This window comes from Desulfosporosinus sp. I2 (assembly GCF_000960765.1).
Classification (GTDB): domain Bacteria; phylum Bacillota; class Desulfitobacteriia; order Desulfitobacteriales; family Desulfitobacteriaceae; genus Desulfosporosinus.
This window is the reverse complement of sequence record NZ_JYNH01000103.1, coordinates 1-16722: the sequence shown is the minus strand read 5'-3', so window position 1 is coordinate 16722 and position 16722 is coordinate 1. Positions and strand designations below refer to the sequence as shown.

The 16722-nt window shown below is 41.5% G+C and carries 19 protein-coding genes and 1 riboswitch; of the genes, 16 read left to right on the top strand and 3 right to left on the bottom strand.

Going from position 1 to position 16722, the window contains the following annotated elements; all coding sequences use genetic code 11:
* The first annotated feature begins 122 nt into the window (after positions 1-122).
* From UF75_RS18565 to UF75_RS18540, 6 genes are all read left to right on the top strand, one after another.
* A complete protein-coding gene (locus tag UF75_RS18565; protein ID WP_242860326.1) occupies positions 123-1277 on the top strand; it encodes a heavy metal translocating P-type ATPase in 1155 nt (384 codons plus the stop codon).
* A gap of 15 nt (positions 1278-1292) precedes the next feature.
* A complete protein-coding gene (locus tag UF75_RS18560; RefSeq protein WP_045576064.1) occupies positions 1293-1511 on the top strand; it encodes a hypothetical protein in 219 nt (72 codons plus the stop codon).
* A 147-nt stretch (positions 1512-1658) separates the two neighbouring features.
* Positions 1659-2438, top strand: coding sequence for a prolipoprotein diacylglyceryl transferase (gene lgt, locus UF75_RS18555; RefSeq protein ID WP_045576063.1), 780 nt, complete (start codon positions 1659-1661; stop codon positions 2436-2438).
* A 35-nt stretch (positions 2439-2473) separates the two neighbouring features.
* Positions 2474-2689 (top strand): hypothetical protein, encoded by a 216-nt coding sequence (locus UF75_RS29255; protein ID WP_045576062.1) that lies wholly within the window; start codon positions 2474-2476, stop codon positions 2687-2689.
* A gap of 32 nt (positions 2690-2721) precedes the next feature.
* The gene (locus tag UF75_RS18545; protein WP_045576061.1) at positions 2722-2928 is read left to right on the top strand and encodes a hypothetical protein; all 207 of its coding nucleotides are present in this window, start codon (positions 2722-2724) and stop codon (positions 2926-2928) included.
* A 262-nt stretch (positions 2929-3190) separates the two neighbouring features.
* A complete protein-coding gene (locus UF75_RS18540; RefSeq protein WP_045576060.1) occupies positions 3191-4117 on the top strand; it encodes a hypothetical protein in 927 nt (308 codons plus the stop codon).
* A gap of 486 nt (positions 4118-4603) precedes the next feature.
* On the opposite strand, the gene UF75_RS18535 is transcribed toward UF75_RS18540, so the two are convergent.
* Positions 4604-5302: an NlpC/P60 family protein gene (locus UF75_RS18535; RefSeq protein WP_045576059.1), complete on the bottom strand. Its 699-nt coding sequence runs from the start codon at positions 5300-5302 to the stop codon at positions 4604-4606.
* A 452-nt stretch (positions 5303-5754) separates the two neighbouring features.
* Here UF75_RS18535 and dsrJ point away from each other — a divergent pair, with 452 nt between their 5' ends.
* Genes dsrJ through dsrP form a run of 3 tightly spaced genes read left to right on the top strand, consistent with a single transcriptional unit; the run spans position 5755 to position 8112 of the window.
* On the top strand, positions 5755-6165 hold the full coding sequence (dsrJ, locus tag UF75_RS18530) for a sulfate reduction electron transfer complex DsrMKJOP subunit DsrJ (RefSeq protein ID WP_045576058.1): 411 nt from the start codon (positions 5755-5757) through the stop codon (positions 6163-6165).
* Positions 6162-6956: a sulfate reduction electron transfer complex DsrMKJOP subunit DsrO gene (gene dsrO, locus UF75_RS18525; RefSeq protein WP_045576057.1), complete on the top strand. Its 795-nt coding sequence runs from the start codon at positions 6162-6164 to the stop codon at positions 6954-6956. Before dsrJ ends, dsrO begins: the two co-directional genes overlap by 4 nt.
* Entirely contained in the window at positions 6949-8112 is a 1164-nt protein-coding gene (dsrP, locus tag UF75_RS18520; RefSeq protein ID WP_045576056.1) for a sulfate reduction electron transfer complex DsrMKJOP subunit DsrP, read from the top strand. Before dsrO ends, dsrP begins: the two co-directional genes overlap by 8 nt.
* 159 nt (positions 8113-8271) lie before the next feature.
* Here the strand turns inward: dsrP and UF75_RS18515 are convergent, their stop codons facing one another.
* Positions 8272-10002 (bottom strand): methyl-accepting chemotaxis protein, encoded by a 1731-nt coding sequence (locus UF75_RS18515; protein WP_242860324.1) that lies wholly within the window; start codon positions 10000-10002, stop codon positions 8272-8274.
* A 501-nt stretch (positions 10003-10503) separates the two neighbouring features.
* Positions 10504-10643, top strand: a riboswitch (cyclic di-AMP (ydaO/yuaA leader).
* A 5-nt stretch (positions 10644-10648) separates the two neighbouring features.
* Between UF75_RS18515 and UF75_RS18510 the strand changes: the two genes are divergently transcribed.
* From UF75_RS18510 to UF75_RS18480, 7 genes are all read left to right on the top strand, one after another.
* On the top strand, positions 10649-11449 hold the full coding sequence (locus UF75_RS18510) for a C40 family peptidase (RefSeq protein ID WP_045576054.1): 801 nt from the start codon (positions 10649-10651) through the stop codon (positions 11447-11449).
* Positions 11450-11871: 422 nt separating this feature from the next.
* Positions 11872-12720, top strand: a complete 849-nt coding sequence (locus UF75_RS30310) for a cache domain-containing protein (RefSeq protein ID WP_045576053.1) — start codon at positions 11872-11874, stop codon at positions 12718-12720.
* 173 nt (positions 12721-12893) lie between these two features.
* On the top strand, positions 12894-13283 hold the full coding sequence (locus UF75_RS30305) for an HD domain-containing phosphohydrolase (protein ID WP_052693418.1): 390 nt from the start codon (positions 12894-12896) through the stop codon (positions 13281-13283).
* A 20-nt stretch (positions 13284-13303) separates the two neighbouring features.
* On the top strand, positions 13304-13981 hold the full coding sequence (locus UF75_RS18495) for a GGDEF domain-containing protein (protein WP_045576052.1): 678 nt from the start codon (positions 13304-13306) through the stop codon (positions 13979-13981).
* Between the two features lie 344 nt (positions 13982-14325).
* On the top strand, positions 14326-14793 hold the full coding sequence (locus UF75_RS18490; protein WP_242860323.1) for a hypothetical protein: 468 nt from the start codon (positions 14326-14328) through the stop codon (positions 14791-14793).
* Between the two features lie 180 nt (positions 14794-14973).
* Positions 14974-15420 carry a hypothetical protein gene (locus UF75_RS18485; RefSeq protein ID WP_045576050.1) on the top strand — a complete coding sequence of 149 codons (447 nt, stop codon included), beginning with the start codon at positions 14974-14976 and terminating at the stop codon, positions 15418-15420.
* Positions 15421-15517: 97 nt separating this feature from the next.
* Positions 15518-15778 carry a heavy metal-associated domain-containing protein gene (locus UF75_RS18480; protein WP_045576049.1) on the top strand — a complete coding sequence of 87 codons (261 nt, stop codon included), beginning with the start codon at positions 15518-15520 and terminating at the stop codon, positions 15776-15778.
* 387 nt (positions 15779-16165) lie between these two features.
* Here the strand turns inward: UF75_RS18480 and UF75_RS18475 are convergent, their stop codons facing one another.
* Positions 16166-16630, bottom strand: coding sequence for a hypothetical protein (locus UF75_RS18475; RefSeq protein WP_045576048.1), 465 nt, complete (start codon positions 16628-16630; stop codon positions 16166-16168).
* Between the last annotated feature and the right edge of the window lie 92 nt (positions 16631-16722).

The following is a 16722-nucleotide window of genomic DNA, read 5'->3' as shown; positions in this document are numbered from 1 at the left end:
ATTGTCTTCTTCTTCTGGTTCTTTGTCGGTTATGGTGCTTACTTTTCACCGACAAGCCAGTTTATTCTCTCGCCGTATAGCTTGGCGGAAGTCGGTGTCTTTGGTTCGCACTTCTTTTGTCAGTGACGACCTTAATCATTTCTTGCCCGTGCGCTCTTGGTTTGGCTACCCCCAGCGCAATTATGGCCGGTACGGGTAAGGGGGCGGAGAACGGCATTTTGTTCAAAGGGGCCGATGCGGTAGAAGCCAGCAGCAAGCTGAACGCGGTTATTTTCGACAAGACCGGGACTCTGACCAAAGGGGAACCTGCTGTGACTGACGTATATACGATAGGGGGCTTTGCCCAGGATGATGTTTTAAGACTGGCGGCGATTACTGAAAAGTCGTCTGAGCACCCTCTAGGTGAATCGATCGTACGAGGGGCCAAGGAGAAAGGATTGTCTGTTGGAGATACGGATGATTTTGAGGCTATACCTGGACATGGTGTGCGGGCGAGCTATCAAGGCCAGACAATCCTGTTAGGAAATCGCCGTTTGATGCAGCAACAAAACGTCGATATCGGAAACCTGAATGAAAAAATGGAGCAGTTTGAGGGAGAAGGCAAGACTGCCATGCTGATAGCTGTTGACAGTAAGGCAGCTGGGATCATCGCAGTGGCTGACATCCTCAAGGAAAACGCTAAAGTAGCCGTGGAGCGCTTGCAGAAAATGGGTGTGCAAGTGGCAATGATTACCGGAGACAACCGGAGGACAGCAGAAGCCATAGCCCGGCAAGTGGGGATCACGACCGTGCTTGCAGAAGTGCTGCCACAAGATAAGGCCGCCGAAGTGATCAAGCTGCAGGAGAAGGGTCTGAAGGTAGCCATGGTTGGAGATGGGATCAACGATGCTCCAGCTTTAGCTCAGGCTGACGTGGGAATTGCCATTGGTTCCGGTACAGACGTTGCCAAAGAAACAGGCGACATAATCCTCATCAAGAGCGATATTCGTGATGTGGTAGGAGCCATTGAAATTGGGCGGGCTACCATGCGCAAGATTAAACAGAACCTGGTATGGGCGTTCGTTTACAATATCACTGGGATTCCCTTAGCAGCTGGTATCCTGTATCCTTTCACAGGGCTTTTGGTTAGCCCGGAACTTGCTTCCTTCTTTATGGCCATGAGTTCGGTATCTGTAACGCTGAACACACTACTCTTAAAACGCTACCAACCATCGTTCCGAAAGGACCAGTTGAAAACCAGTGCCCAACCGGTATCCCAACCACAAACAGCACGCTAAGGAGGTGGTCATACAATGAACGAGTTAGAAGCAAAAGCCGCTAGGCAGTCTTTCATGGTTTATACTGCACTTTCGCTGGCGATAACCTTTATATTTCTGGTCATCACGTGGGTGAACGGAAATACCTATACTGCTGTGGCCCGGATCGGTGGCATGGTTTGGGTTTTCATCCTGAGTATGATTGTCTTTATGCCGATCGTCATTCCTGCGGTGAAGAAAAAGATCATGGGATAAAGAGCGTGGCTACTCAGGTAGCGGTGTTATTTATGACATTTATTCAAGTTTAGGTGGTAAAAACGGGTCATGGAACTGTCCAAATAATTGGGTAATATTTAGTCAAGCTAACTTAGATTTAAAACTGTTCTGAAGGAGGAACAAGATTTGCAGCAAACTTTATTCAGTGTTGGGGGATTTTCTCTAGGAGCTTACGGTGTAGTGGTTGCAATTTCGATATTAATTGGCTTAGGGGTAGCTTATCATTTAGCCTCTTCTGAAAAGGAATACCGCCAGCACCTTATCGACTTGGTTCTCTTTGCTGTGATTGGGGCCATTATTGGAGCACGTGTTTGGCAAGTGTTTTTCTACGAGTGGGACTATTATTCCCTCCACCTTGCCGAAATCTTTATGATATGGCATGGTGGCATGGCTATTCAAGGAGCTTTGATTGGGGCTTTTATTGTGGGATGGATCTATACTCGTAAACATCAGCTTGATTTTTGGAAAATGGCTGATATTGCCGCCCCTGGGATTATATTAGGGGAGGGACTCGGAAGAATTGCTTGCTTTCTCAATGGGGACGCCTATGGTAGCCCGACTAATCAAGGGTTTGGCCTCGTATATCCTTCGGGAACTCCGGCTTATGCAGCCTATGGTAACCAACCCTTATGGCCAGCAGAGGTATGGGAAGGGCAATGGGATATGGTTGTTTTTGCTCTGATCATAATCCTTTCGCGTTGGCTCAAACTGCCGAGGGGTATCCTCTTTTTAACCTATATTGTGCTCTATTCACTGGGACGGTTCGGACTAGAATTTTTACGAGGGGATGGCGCACGTTATCTATTCAACTGGACTTCAGCACAATGGAGTAGTATGGGGATGATTGTTATAGCCCTTGTTTCTGCAGCTGTATTAACGTTGTCAACGAGGACTGCGAAAAATTAGATGGATGATATATGAAATTGAAGGAGGCTGAAGTTATGTTAGAGTTCTTAAACCAATATGGATGGTATTTCTTTATTTTCGGACTGATGTTCTTTATGCATCGACGAGGTGCGGGTGGATGCTGCGGAGGGCATCAACAGGGTAAACAAGATCAACAAGATCAACAAGATCAACAAGATCAACAAGATCAACAAGATCAACAAGATCAACAGGTGACTAAAGATTCCATATCCTTTGAACAAAAGAAGTAATTCGAAAGGTAGACTACGAAGGACGATTATCGATGCTTATCTTGAAGGGGAAGAAGTCTAATGGCATTGTAGGAAAATACAAAAGTATAATTGATGCTCGAAAGATCTTTTCCGATGCTCAAAGATATCTTACGCAGAATCAAGTGGATCAGGAGCTAATCATGGTAGAGGGTGATCGCGTTGTAATGACTTGCATGCTAAGGATGTTTAAAAACCAAGCCTCATTTTCTCCTACCTAACTAACTTTGCCATATCGTTTCTATCAATAAGAATGATCGAAACAGTTTATTGCTTCGATAGAGGGATTCTGAATATCAATCAGGATCCCTTCTTCATGGCTTCCTTTAAAGCCTTTTCATGCTTTTATCGAATCCGAAAGTAAAATTCATAACAAATTCATAACTCATTCACAGCATATTCGAATTGATTAGATATACTTTGAGACATGAAGTCAGAGTAGTTGTAAAAATATTCTTGGGTAAAATTAAAGGAGGAAAAAAGATGAATAAGAAAAAATGGATTATAGGACTCTCAATTGCAGGTGTGATGGCGCTATCGGGTACAGCCTTCGCCCTAACCACTGGGTCAGTTCCCGTGAAATCTGTGGGACAAACCCTTGGATTTGTACAGACTGTTGAAACAACAGCACAGAGTAGTCAGCTTGGAGCACCTCAAGCTACACTTGCAACACCGTCTTCCCCAAATAATGAATCGAATGTGGTTACCACTCCAGGACCCAACGGATACAGTGCTGCTTATAACATGATGGGAAGCCAGGGTGCGAATGGATTCGGTGGAGGCTATGGCATGATGGGAGACCAGGGTGCGAATGGATACGGTGGAGGCTATGGCATGATGGGAGGCCAGGGTGGTAATAGATTTGGTGGTGGTTACGGTATGATGGGCGGTGGCTATGATGCAAAAAGCTTAGGTGTTGACCTCACAAACGGTGAAGTCACCATATCTGATCAAGTAGTAGCTATTACGAAGGCGTATACTCAAAAAACTAACCAGGACGTTGTCGTGGGCGAACTTCATGAATTTGCAAATGGATATGAAGTAGAGCTCAAAGAGGGAGCGACAGGGGCTAAAGTCTATGAAGTTATGGTTTACAAGAATGGTGGACAGATCATAACTGAAATGGGTCCGAATATTATGTGGAATACAAAATATGGACATATGAATTGGGGGAATAACGGGGCGGTTACGGTCAGTGAAGAACAGGCTGCGAAGAGCGCTCAAGAGTTCGTAGCCAAATTGGGCCAAGGATATTCAATTGGAAAACCAGAACTAGCGCCTGGTTACTATGAGTTCATGATTCAGAAAGATGGTAAGGATTACGCGGAACTTAATGTTAATGGATACACAGGTCAGGTTTGGTTTGAAAACTGGCAGGGACCAATTATTAAAACTATTGATGCTAAGTAAAAAGGGAATTAACAAACGAAAGCAACTAAAGGGCAGTGACTCCTTCAGGGAGAAACTGCCCTTTGGCACGTTTATGTTGATTGGACACAAGGAATAAATGTATAAAAAGTGTACTATTATTGTCTTATTCAGATTATTTTATGTCCGGTTTAAGCGCATCGCAGCAGTTACAGTTAACTGATTTATTAAATCAACTAAAGAAATACTTAACAGACATCAATTATCAAGGCAATGAGTCAAAATACGCAGACATTTAATATCTTCGGGCCTTTCTCGAATTTCGCTTTTTAGGGATAAAGACGAGAACATCATTGAGCAAGGACAGTATCACATAAAGCGAAACTGTCCTTTTCGTATTAGGCATTGCTTGGATTCCACGGATGAGAATAAAGAAAGGCTCAGACCGATTTTAATAAAAGGGTCTGAGCGTTATATTTTAGTGATCTCCTCAAGTATGAAAATCAAGTTAAGTTTGCTGGGGGACTATTAGAATACACGTTTTGCGCCAACATAAACAGATTTCCAATAGGGGCCAAGATCATAAATGGTAACACCCTTGGAACTGGACGAGTTGATGAACTGACCATTTCCTACATAAATACCATCGTGGTCGACAATCCCGTTTCGGGCAAAGGAAAAAAAGACTAAGTCTACCGGCTGGAGGTTATTAAAGTCCACTGAAGTTCCAACTGTGTATTGATCGCGGGAAACTCTTGGTAACGAAATCCCGTTTTGGGCAAAGACATACTGCACATAACCCGAACAGTCAAAACCTGTCCAAGGAGATGTCCCACCCCATAAATATGGAACACCGATATACTTTTTACCAGTTGCGATAATAGCATCTGCTTTCTCTTGGCGGGATTGGGTATTATTCTTTTGGCTAAGTTTAGTTGCATAAAGAGAGTTAAGTTGGTTGCCAGTAATTGGACCTACGACTCCATCTGAGCTTAAGGATTGAGCTGATTGAAACGCTTTTACTGCTCCTTGAGTATTTGATCCAAAGATGCCATCGACTTTGCCAACGCTATAACCTAAATAGTCCAGTTCGGTTTGCACTTGAACAACCTCAGAACCGGTTGTTCCTACCTTTAACAAAGTATCTCCAATAGCAGCCTGAACTGTTTGGGCTGGTGCAAGCATAAGAAGCGCACCAAGGATAATTAAGCTAATTAGTTTTTTCATGTGACATCTCCTTTCTCTATTGCAAGTTGTCACCCACTTGCTCAAGGTATCATATCCTTATGAATTTACTATGAAGGACTTATGAATTTCTTGTGAATAATGGATTAAACAAATTGGTCTTAAGTTGGAATAATTAAATCATTTGGCTTTAATCATCAAGCGAAGTGAGTTCATCTTGATAAAATAAAAGTGGCCGAGGATCTATTTTCCACAGTCACTTTTATCTCGTTAGAAAGTTAGCTGATGAGTTAAGTATCCCGCCTTTGCTTTGTATGGTGATCGTACCTAGAGAAATTAGTCCTCATAAGTGATTGTATATTTAGAGATAATATGTAGGAAACAATGGCATATTAGAATTGTGACTGAAGGTTCCTGAAGGGAGTATAAAGAGAGGGCATTGACTAAAGACTATACGGGTGATCCTAAACAACGAAAAAGAAGGGTGATAGATAATGTACAAGGGAGGAAGAATAATTGCGTCGCTTGTTGTCTTTGTTGCTTTATTGAGCTTTCCGTTCTTCTATAATATTGGGAAATCCAACAAGGGACCTGTAATAAATCTGAATACTCCAGCTATACAGCAATTAGCGGTTAAGCAGTGTGTCGAGCCTGTGGAATGGATGAGGGCCAATCATATGAAACTGCTGAACCAATGGAGAGAGGAAGCCGTGCGCAATGGCAAAACGGTATATATTAATAGTCAAGGAAAGTCATTCGAAAATAGTCTTCAAACGTGCGTGAACTGTCATTTTGATCCGGCTTCAAAAGAGTCTGATCAATTCTGTGTTTCATGCCATACCCATACAGCTGTAAATCCGAACTGTTGGAGTTGCCATATTTGGCAAAAGCAGGCCGCGCAATGAGTCTAAACAGAAGACAATTTTTTAGAAAAGCTGGTATGGTCACCGCATTAGGACTGGGAGGAACCTTTGTTATTACCGGACTCCGAGGGAAAGTGGAGGCCTCCGAATATGAAACACCTCAACAAGGTCTAGTAGCGAAACGTTGGGCTATGGTTGTTGATATGAGTAAATTTAAAACAGAAGAAGACTATAATCGAGTTATTGAGGCGTGTCATAGTGTCCATAATGTTCCAGACTTAGGTAATCCTAAGGATGAGATCAAATGGATATGGAATGAGGATTATGAACATGCCTTTACTAGCCAGAATAACAGATATATGGAAGAAAATGTAAAAAACCATCCCTTTATAATTTTATGCAATCATTGTGAGAATCCTCCATGCGTTAGGGCCTGCCCCACTGAGGCTACTTTTCAGAGACCCGATGGGATTGTCGACATGGATTTCCACCGCTGTATTGGCTGTCGATTTTGCATGGCAGCCTGTCCTTACGGAGCGAGAAGTTTTAATTATAGGGATCCAAGGCCTTTTATCAAGGAGATAGATCCAGATTTTCCAACCCGAACCCTGGGGGTTGTGGAAAAATGTAATTTCTGCGTGGAGCGCTTGGAAAAAGGTTTGATGCCAGCGTGTGTGGAGAAGTCCAAGGGAGGGTTAATTTTCGGAGACTTAGATGACCCCAAATCAGAGGTGCGAAAAATTGTTAGTTCGCAGTACACGATTCGGCGTAAACCTGAGCTGGGGACCCAACCGAGCGTCTACTACCTAGTAGGGGGTGGGGATCTTGTTTGAAAGAGCTTTGACAGGCAGTCGACGATACTGGACATGGGTTTTTGTCTTACTTGCTGTCATCGCGGTAGGTTTCTACTCTTACCTTAAGCAATATAGCTATGGTTTAGGCCTAACAGGCATGAGTAGGGATGTTTCTTGGGGTTTGTATATTGCACAATTTACGTTTCTCGTGGGTGTCGCTGCTTCTGCCGTTATGCTTGTCTTGCCATACTATCTTCATGACTTTAAGAAATTTGGTAAGATGGTCATTCTCGGTGAATTTTTAGCGATCCCCTCTGTGATCATGAGTATGTTATTTATTATCGTTGATATGGGTCAACCCCTGCGAGTCTTTAATGTGATACTGTATCCGAGCCCACATTCCATGATGTTTTGGGATATGTTGGTCTTATTCGGATATCTCGTGCTCAACATTGTTATCGGGTGGACGACACTTGGCGCTGAGAGCAAAGGAAGCCCAACGCCTGCGTGGGTAAAACCGATCATATACCTTTCCATTCCTTGGGCAGTTAGTATTCATACGGTTACAGCGTTCTTATACGCTGGTCTACCTGGCAGGCATCTCTGGTTATCCGCGATTATGGCAGCACGATTTCTGGCATCAGCTTTTGCAGCTGGTCCAGCAATCCTGATTCTTTTGTGTTTAGTGGTAAGAAAAGTCAGTAAATTTAACCCAGACCCAGGCGTTGGGGCAATTCAGTCTCTAGTCAAGATCGTTACGTATGCTATGATTGCTAATGTATTCTTCTATATGCTTGAGTTTTTCACAGCCTTTTATAGTAATATACCCGAAGCCAAGGCTCCCCTTGAGTATCTCTTCGTCGGGCTCAACGGCCATACAAGACTTGTTCCTTTTATGTGGACAGCCACTATTCTTGCCTTTGTAGGAATTGGATTGCTACTTTTGTCGAGTACACGAAAGAATGATAAAATCTTGCCCTTAGCCCTTGTAGCGATCATTGTAGCTAATTGGATTGACAAAGGAATGGGTCTGGTGATCGGCGGATTTATTCCAAATCCTTTTGATAGAGTAACTGAGTATGTGATAACATACACTGAGATAGCCGTGACATTGGGGGTGTATGCGATTGGGATGCTGCTCCTTACAATCCTCTATAAGGTTGCTATTTCGGTTAGGGAACAGAAAGAAACTTAACGAATAAAAGTGGACTAAGGTTACAAACTTTAGTCCACTTTTATTCGTTCTTTAAAATTCCTTTGTGTCCTATAATGAAGTTGCATTACATTCCTGTAATAGATATTGGCTTTCCAGACAATGCAAAATGCTCATTTAAATCTTTAAAATTTAATAGGTTTATAGTTTGAAGTAATCCATTAACTGCTTCAAATCCTTAGCTAAATCGTTTAAGCTTTCTGCCGAAGCAAACAATTCCTCGACAGAGGCGTTTTGTTCCTCTGCAGCGGCAGCTGTGGTCTGTGTGCCCGTTGAGGTGGATTCAGCCTGATTTACGACGTTTTGCATGCCAAATTTTATTTGTTCACCGTCCTGTTGTACTTTCTGCACAGTGGTTTCAATGTCCTGCGCCAATCCAGCACTCTCTTCCACTGAACCGAGGATTACGGTAAATTGATTGGAAATTTCTTTTAAGTAAGCGCTTCCTTGATTGACACTATCCACACTAGTTTTCATCCCTTGATGGGCACTTCGGGAAGCCCGTTGCATTTCCTGTACTCGCTGAGAAATATCAACCAAGCTTGTTTGAACTTGCTCGGCAAGTTTACGGACTTCTTCTGCAACAACCGCAAATCCCCGACCGTTTTCTCCAGCACGTGCGGCTTCAATCGCAGCATTTAATGCTAAGAGATTGGTTTGTTGAGCAATACTGTCGATGATTTGCACCGTCTTAGCGATCTCCTCGGACTTTTCATCCACGTCTCCAATTACCTGGCTCAGACTATGAACTTGACTCTCTATTTCATCCATTTGCTTGACCACTTGTCCGAGAGCGATATTTCCATTGCGCGAAAGCTCAGCGGAACGACTGGAGGCTAGGCTTACTTTTTCGGCATCTTGTTCTGTTTGGCTTAGCTCATCGATCATTAGACTTATCCGTTCATGATTCTGCGTCATCTCCTGGACTTGCATTTCAGCACCGGTTGCAATTTCAGTCGCCGAGGAGGCGACCTGTTCTGACGCGTGAGCCGATTGTTCGGCGCCTAAGCGCATTTCCTGAGCGGTTCGAGCCAATTGACTTGCCATGTCGACAACTTTCGTAATGGTATCTCTCAAGGAGATCCCCATATCGTCAAAGGCCTTTAGGAGTTCAGCACCTTCACGGTTCCAGGCTTTCCAAGGGGACTTCTTCCTCCGACCAATATCCCCCGAGGCGATTTCGTTGGCATTGAGCACAAAGCTGCGCATCATTTTACTAAGGGCGCGGCTTAAAAACCAGCCAATAACGAAGCTAACTAAGACATCAATCACGACTAGAATGACTGAAATGCGTGTTGCCTTCGTAAAGATCTCGTTTGTGGTCATAGTACTGTGCATGTTTACCGCATCCATTTTGGAGTCCACTATCTTTTGAAGGATATCCCCAGCTAACTGATGTTTGGTTCCAGCGACCTCATACATATTGGTTTTAGCATCGTCCATCCGATCTTCTTCTGCGGCTTGAATGGTAACTTTAGATGCCTCTACATAATCATTCCAGGCGGCTTTAAACTGTTTCCAAGAATCTGACTCTTGGGCAGATTTTGAAATAGCTTCATACTGGTCCATATGTTCTTCTATATCCTTACTTTTCTCGTTAATATCAGCTAAGAAAATTTGCCGTTCTTCGGGGGTGCGCGCGCCGACTGCTAATGCGACATCCGACCGATAGACCTGGGCATCGAAACGTATATACGAGAGTTGGTTTAATGGAATTACATCTTGTTCATAAACCATATTCGAAGTATCGTTCATTTGATACATCCCGTAAATTCCGATGGTTCCGACCACCCCGGCTGCCAAAGCAATAAACAGCATTAAGACTGTGACCTGTAAGCCCAGCCCTCTATTCTCCAATTTCAAACAATTCACTCCTTTATGTTCTACAATCTCTTTAATTTTGTTTTATTCTGTACCGAAAACAAATATCCTGCATTTGTTCAGGGAATTTTGTTTTTCGGGAAAGCAGCTATCACCAATAGATGTTTCATTCTGAGCAGCAAATGGTTCTCCGGGTTGAGGGAATGACCTGCACAGAACTTGACTTTAATGGATATACGGGCTAGGTTTGGTTCGAAAATTGAATAGAGACCGATCTTTAAAATAATTGAGGGTCAGTAACAGGGAATTAAGCGAGCCAAAAGGGCAGTAACTCCTCAGTGGAGAAACTGCCCTTTTCAAGTTGGGTTCCGCGTTCATAGGAAATTCATAGTTGTGTAGTATCATTAAGGGCGATTACTAGGAGATTAAGATTGTTCTTTGTAAGTAGCAGGGAAGGAGGTTTTCATGCGTTATGCTAAATGCAAAGTTGTTCACTCATTAAAATTACTTTTTATGTAAAATCCAATTTAAAACTTAAAACTTAAAAACTTCAAAGGTAAGATGCTGAATCTGAGTTTCATAAGCTCAGAACGGGGGATTTCATGTGGGGTGAATCATGTTCAGGACATGTAGGGCTTACACCTTTAGCCCGAATCCGTCAACTAACCTCGTAAGCAAAGAAAGGTGGACAAACTGAGTGTTAATTCCCAAGAATAAATGGTTAAGTGGGGTCGCTCTTGCAGGTGTTCTGTTATCAAGTAGTTTAACTGGGGTAGCCCCTTCTCAGGCTTCAATTCTCGATACTAAGGATGTTCCAAAGGTTAATTCCGTGCAAACTACCTTACTTAAAAATCCTCCTTTGCCAGTTTCCACATCGAAAGTATATTCTCAAAGAGTGAGTGAGGCATTTAATTGGACACCTGCTATCGAGGTGAAGACGAACGTGGCACAAATACCTGAAAGTAATAATGTTCCTGACGAAAAGAAAACGTCAACTCCTGTAGAAAAGAAAACTCCAGCTTCTGAGGGAAAGACACCTCAAAAACCTCAGACTGTTAAAAAACCCAGCGCTCCTTCGCAGAAGGTGGCCTCTGGGACTAAACAGGTTCCAGTATCCCAAGTGTCTAGGGGCAGTTTAGATGTGGACACACTCATAAGTCGTGGTCTAAGTTTACAAGGAATTCCTTACGTTTGGGGCGGAACGAGCTTGAAAGGATTTGATTGTTCCGGATTCGTGCAATATGTGTTCAAGGCTTCTGGAATTTCTCTACCTCGAGTTGCGGCAGATCAGTACAAACTTGGCACGCCTGTCAGCCGTAATGAGTTAAGAGCCGGGGATCTCGTGTTTTTTCAAACCTATGCCCCAGGAGCTACGGATGTGAGAATTTATATCGGTGGAGGGCGTACTCTTGGAGCGGCTAGTGAAGGAGTAGGCATTCATAGTTTGTCAGAAAGTTATTGGTCAAAAAATTACCTTGGGGCGCGACGGATTCGATAAAAAGGGGTCAATAGGGTATCGCCAAAAGAGTAGGTATTGGAATGAGGGTACAAACTCAGTTTCATTCCTACTCTTTATCAAACAAAAGATATTTTTAAAAATCATATACACATCAACTCCCATTATAACTTTTTTAGACAAATTTATATCATTTTTACAACTTCGACAGGATTAAATGTTATACTAAAGTTATGTCAATGGGAACCATTGGTAGTATTAAATCAAGGGAAAGGATAACAAAATTATGAAGCTTTTCCCTACTCAGCCTGGAGGAGATTTTTTCTTAATAAGAAAGTTAAAACGCCAGAACTTGGTTTATCTCATAGTCATTTTCCTTTTGTTTAGTAGGTTTCGGAATATCATTATACATAGGGACGAGGCAGGTCTATGAAGAGGAAGCGCAATGGAGAAGTCAAAAAACCATGGCAGAAGTTACTTCAGGAAAAACGATAATAAGCAATTATTTTTCAGATCTTCAGCGGGACTTAGACTTCGTCTTAGCGTTACCTGAACTAAAATCGTACTTTGTCCAAGAATTTAATCCGCTAAAAGAAAGTGGAGCAGAGAAAGTGCTGGCTGATTTTTTAGAGGTTAAACAATCGTACCAGATGACGATCACAAATCTGTCTGGTGCAGAGATGTTAAAGGTAGAAAGCGAAACGTTAAGAGCACTTTCTTGGCCTAATGGCTTAAGTAATCGTGAGATACATAGCGAACTTTTCGAAAAAGCTGTTGCATTGGAGAAAGGGCAGATAGCGTTTTCTCCAATTTATTTCGCGACAGAAACAGAAGGGACTAACACAACGAAGCGGGTATTAATGACATTAGCCTTGCCTTTATTCGATGACAGCGCGGTGAAAAAAGGAGTCTCGTTCATCGATCTTGATTTAATCAATGTCTTTGAGATACTCGCCAACATCCAATTATTTATTCAAACGGATGATGGAACAGATATTTTCTTCGATCAGAAAGTTGGAACGCTTGATATCAAAAACCTTGGTTATGCCTTAACGGGTAACTCTGGTTGGTACCCAGTTACTGATCTGGAAATGATCCATTATTCCAGGGTTAAGATCTTTGCTGATCAACCATTTATCATTGCCGAATATCATCAATATCCTTTATTGAAAGTAACCTTAGGCAAACTAATTTATCTGTTCGGAGGCTTGTTTCTGTTATTTCTCAGCTTAGTCGTGTTCAGCATTCTGACAAATTTTTCTGTCTTGAAAAAGACGATTAACACACAAAAGGCTATTGTCTTTTCACTTTGATCCAGAGACAGGGATGCATTTAGAAAGATCAAGAGATTATGCCGTGATCTTAGCCCGACAATTAAGCACACATCAAAAGTTTAAAAAGGTTACACTCGTGACTTTTTAGACAATCTTTATTACGCGGCCACGTTGCACGATATTGGAAAAGTTGCAATACCGATGCGGTCTTATTGAAAAATGGCAAATTGACGGATGTAGAGTTCGATGAAATGAAGCAACACGTACTCACTGGTCAAAATGTACTCAGAGAGACGATTGAAAAATACCATTTAACGGAGTCTTTTCTCGAAATGGGGATGAATATTTGCGCATATCATCACGAGAAATTTAACGGCAAAGGATACCCCGAGGGACTTGCGGGGGAGGAGATTCCTTTGGAGGCAAGGATTTTCGCCCTCTGCGATGCGTATGACGCAATTCGATCTAAGAGATCTTATAAAGAAGGACTCTCCCATCTTGAAGTGATGAAGAGAATTGTAGCGGATAATAACCAACATTTTGATCCGGATGTTGTAGAAGCTTTTTTAGAATGTGAAAAGAAACTTTTGGCGATCATTTAAGAAGAGGGAGTTTTTATCGTATGAGTAAATTATGGTTGTTAATAGCTATGGTATTTGCTGGAATACTTTATTCAGTAGTACTCTTGTATTTCATGCCTATGCCGCTATTCAATAACCTTCTTTTGCATTGCACTATACTGGGAACTTTGTTTGGGTTAACGAATTTTATTGTGGCTGTTCTTTTTTATAAAAGGCTTGAGAAAATAAAAAGGTTAAACCAGCACTTGAAGTTAAGCCTAATGACGGATAACTTAACGGGACTTCTAAATAGAAGGGCTTTTGACCAGGATACTGAAAATTGTGAGAATAGTGGGTTATATTCCGTAATATTTCTCGATATTGACAACTTCAGGGATTTTAACAATCACTTTGGCCATGACATAGGGGATGATGTACTCAGAAAGGTAGGAGAGACCATTAAAGCCTGTGTCCGCGCGACCGACCGAGTTTATAGATATGGTGGGGAGGAAATAACTCTAATTTTAATGGACTGCGATAAAAAGAACGCCTTAAAAATGGCCGAAAAAATTAGGTTTGAAATAAGTCAACTTGATAATCAGGCATACCCCCAGATAACTGTTTCCTTGGGCGTTTCGAGTTATCCGGACGATGGTCGATATATTCATGAGATTATTGTTGCTTCTGACAGAGCACTTTTAAAGGCTAAACAAAGCGGTAAGAATTGTACCAGATCCTGATAACAAATCCCACTTTATAAATGTGGGATTATCAGAAGTGCATGAAATTTTCCGACACAGATAAGGAGACTGCCTGGATAAGTTCAACTAAACTTCTGATGGAGTTAAAACTCCACCTGAAGTAAGTTTTCTTTATCGTGTTGTTGGAGTTAAAAGATATTACTATCCATAATTATTGGAGGTGCCCGCTTATAGGAAGCATTATATAATCTGAGCTAATTTTGTAATAATTGGGACATTCTTTGCACCCTGTCCTCTGGTAGCGCTCATACGTAGTTTGTAATCGATGAGAGCACTTACGGTTTGAGCTTGTTTTATTCATTTGAAAACAGAAATTATTAACAGTGATTAAAAGAGTAGGAGATGAAATTGTGAATAAGAAAATCAAATCGATTGCGTTTGTAGCTCTGATTTCTATTGCCACGTTAAGTCTAGCCGGTTGCGGCAGCCAATCCAAAGATATGATGAACACCAGCAACATGACCCAATATATGACGAGCAATCCAACTGAAATGATGAATGTTTTAAGTTCCCCGGATTCGCGCCAGTCCATGGTAAAAATAATGGGGAATTCACAAATGATGCCTGTGATGGTTGATATGATGAAAAATGGCGATGTACAAAAGAATATGATGGGTATAATGGGGAGTAGCCAAAATCAGTCTAACATGGTAGGCATTATGTCTGATCCGTCTATGTATAAGCCTATGGTACAGATCATGTCCGATCCTAAAATGAAAGCGACATTCTCAGCCATGCTTAAAGATCCAGCATTACAACCCTTGGTTAAGGAAGCCTTAAGTGCAAAGTAAATTTCAAATAGTCTCATGAAGAAAGGACCCTGCTTCTCTAATCAGGGTCCTTTCTTCATGAGAAATTCACAACTTTTTCATGAGATGATCGTATCCAAGGGTTACACTAAAGACATGGAAGATCAGCAATCAAATAAAGCAAGGCTTTAAATTGAAAATCTAAATTAGGGGGAATATTCAATGAAATTATTTAGTAAAAAAATCTCGGCAATCGCAATAACCGCAACGTTAGCAGTAGGACTTATGGCTTTACCAGCTTTAGCTGGAACGACTCAGCAACTAGGCAACGGATGGGTTGGGCAAATGCAGGGATTTATGCAAAAAACCTTTTCACCGGAGCAACATCAAACGTTGATGAATTCGACGACCATGCAAAATCTCCATAATTCAGAGGGGATGCAGAACGCAATGCAAACAGGGGATGTTAAGGCAATGCAAGAATTTATGAATTCAGACCCGAATGTTAAGGCCCTAATGGGACAAGATAATCTTGATAAGATGAACCAATTTATGAGTCAATCAGGAGGAAGCATGATGACCAACGGAAGTGGTGTTACCAGTTCTGGAAGTGCGATGATGAATGGTAGTGGGACAGCGAAGACGGGAAGTAACATGATGAATTTTTAAGATCAGTAATTACTATGTCTTCAATGGTCAAGCACTGCCTCAGTTGGGGTAAAAAATCTAAACATTATATCTAAATTAAAAAAAGGAGCGATGTAAAATGGGCTGCTGTGGACATTCGAAGAAAGACCATTCTGGGGAAAATACCTTGAGTCCCCAAGATGGGATTGTGTTAAAAATTGAGGGAATGACTTGTGGACATTGCAAAAGTTCAGTTGAGAAGGCGTTATTGAAAGTTCCTGGAGTTACTCAAGCAGAAGTCGATTTAGCTCATAAACAGGCAGTGGTTATCGGAACTGCAGACCGATCATCACTTGCAAAGGCCATTGATGAGGCTGGTTACAGGGTCATTAACAATTAGTGAGTTTGTTATGCTTAGGAGGCACTACTCTTTTCATCGTGTCACTGGAAGTTGCTCAATTGTAAGTTGATTCAAATTTCTGCAAAGAGTTTAAGGAAATTGATTAAAGTATCAATTAAAGTGCTGAGGATAGTCCTCAGCACTTTCTGTGGAAGATTCTTTAGAAAGCCTGACAGATTAGAAATGGGCATCTTCTTGGGTTGATAAATAACATTCTATTCAAATGGGATGATTTGTAATGCGCAGGGGCTTATGCTGTGGAATAATATTATAATTTTAGGCTTAGTTAAAGCTTACTGTTGATTTTCGGTATGATACTAAGGGGTTCTCTACGCTATACTATTTAAAAATGAATAGCACCCAGAATACTACACTAAGCCATGGTTTTTAAGTATTAGTAATCGAGTCTCCCATAATCTTAGACAAATCATTTAGTATGGTTTGATTGCTCCCTATATAACCAACAATAATTTTGCCTTTTACGTAAAAATGAGGTTCATCAATCCAATCAATCGAGCTATTTCCAATTCGAGAACCATCATTTGAAATTGTTCTTGATTGAGATTTCGCACTATCGTAATTTGTAAATTCATAGATAGAGATAATGTCTCCATTAACTTTGAAATATTTGGGAGTTACACTGAAGAAAGATTGTCCATTTGGAGAAACTTGCATCTCAAGAGAATAACCTTTGGCTTTCATAGCAACGATAAAAGTATCATAGTCGTTTGCATACTGGTTATTAACCGTGTTGCCCTTTGATTCTATCTGTTGACCTACTCCAGTATTTGAGCAACCAGACACCCCTAATACAAGGACGAGTGTTACGAAAACGATTGCTAATTTTTTCATATTATCACTCCTTTATTTATATAGACGTAATATCAAGCTATATTCTGATGGCTTATGCAACCCTGAATTCTGACAAACGCAACGACCTATAA

What these genes read in the sequence shown, in the direction of transcription:
- UF75_RS18495 (WP_045576052.1), top strand. Translation starts at nt 13,304, where the DNA reads ATGAGTAAATTATGGTTGTTAATAGCTATGGTATTTGCTGGAATACTT.
- UF75_RS18480 (WP_045576049.1), top strand. Translation starts at nt 15,518, where the DNA reads ATGGGCTGCTGTGGACATTCGAAGAAAGACCATTCTGGGGAAAATACC.
- UF75_RS30310 (WP_045576053.1), top strand. Translation starts at nt 11,872, where the DNA reads ATGGCAGAAGTTACTTCAGGAAAAACGATAATAAGCAATTATTTTTCA.
- dsrJ (WP_045576058.1), top strand. Translation starts at nt 5,755, where the DNA reads ATGTACAAGGGAGGAAGAATAATTGCGTCGCTTGTTGTCTTTGTTGCT.
- UF75_RS18535 (WP_045576059.1), bottom strand. Translation starts at nt 5,302, where the DNA reads ATGAAAAAACTAATTAGCTTAATTATCCTTGGTGCGCTTCTTATGCTT.
- UF75_RS29255 (WP_045576062.1), top strand. Translation starts at nt 2,474, where the DNA reads ATGTTAGAGTTCTTAAACCAATATGGATGGTATTTCTTTATTTTCGGA.
- UF75_RS18545 (WP_045576061.1), top strand. Translation starts at nt 2,722, where the DNA reads ATGCTTATCTTGAAGGGGAAGAAGTCTAATGGCATTGTAGGAAAATAC.
- dsrO (WP_045576057.1), top strand. Translation starts at nt 6,162, where the DNA reads ATGAGTCTAAACAGAAGACAATTTTTTAGAAAAGCTGGTATGGTCACC.
- UF75_RS18560 (WP_045576064.1), top strand. Translation starts at nt 1,293, where the DNA reads ATGAACGAGTTAGAAGCAAAAGCCGCTAGGCAGTCTTTCATGGTTTAT.
- UF75_RS18485 (WP_045576050.1), top strand. Translation starts at nt 14,974, where the DNA reads ATGAAATTATTTAGTAAAAAAATCTCGGCAATCGCAATAACCGCAACG.
- UF75_RS18540 (WP_045576060.1), top strand. Translation starts at nt 3,191, where the DNA reads ATGAATAAGAAAAAATGGATTATAGGACTCTCAATTGCAGGTGTGATG.
- UF75_RS18475 (WP_045576048.1), bottom strand. Translation starts at nt 16,630, where the DNA reads ATGAAAAAATTAGCAATCGTTTTCGTAACACTCGTCCTTGTATTAGGG.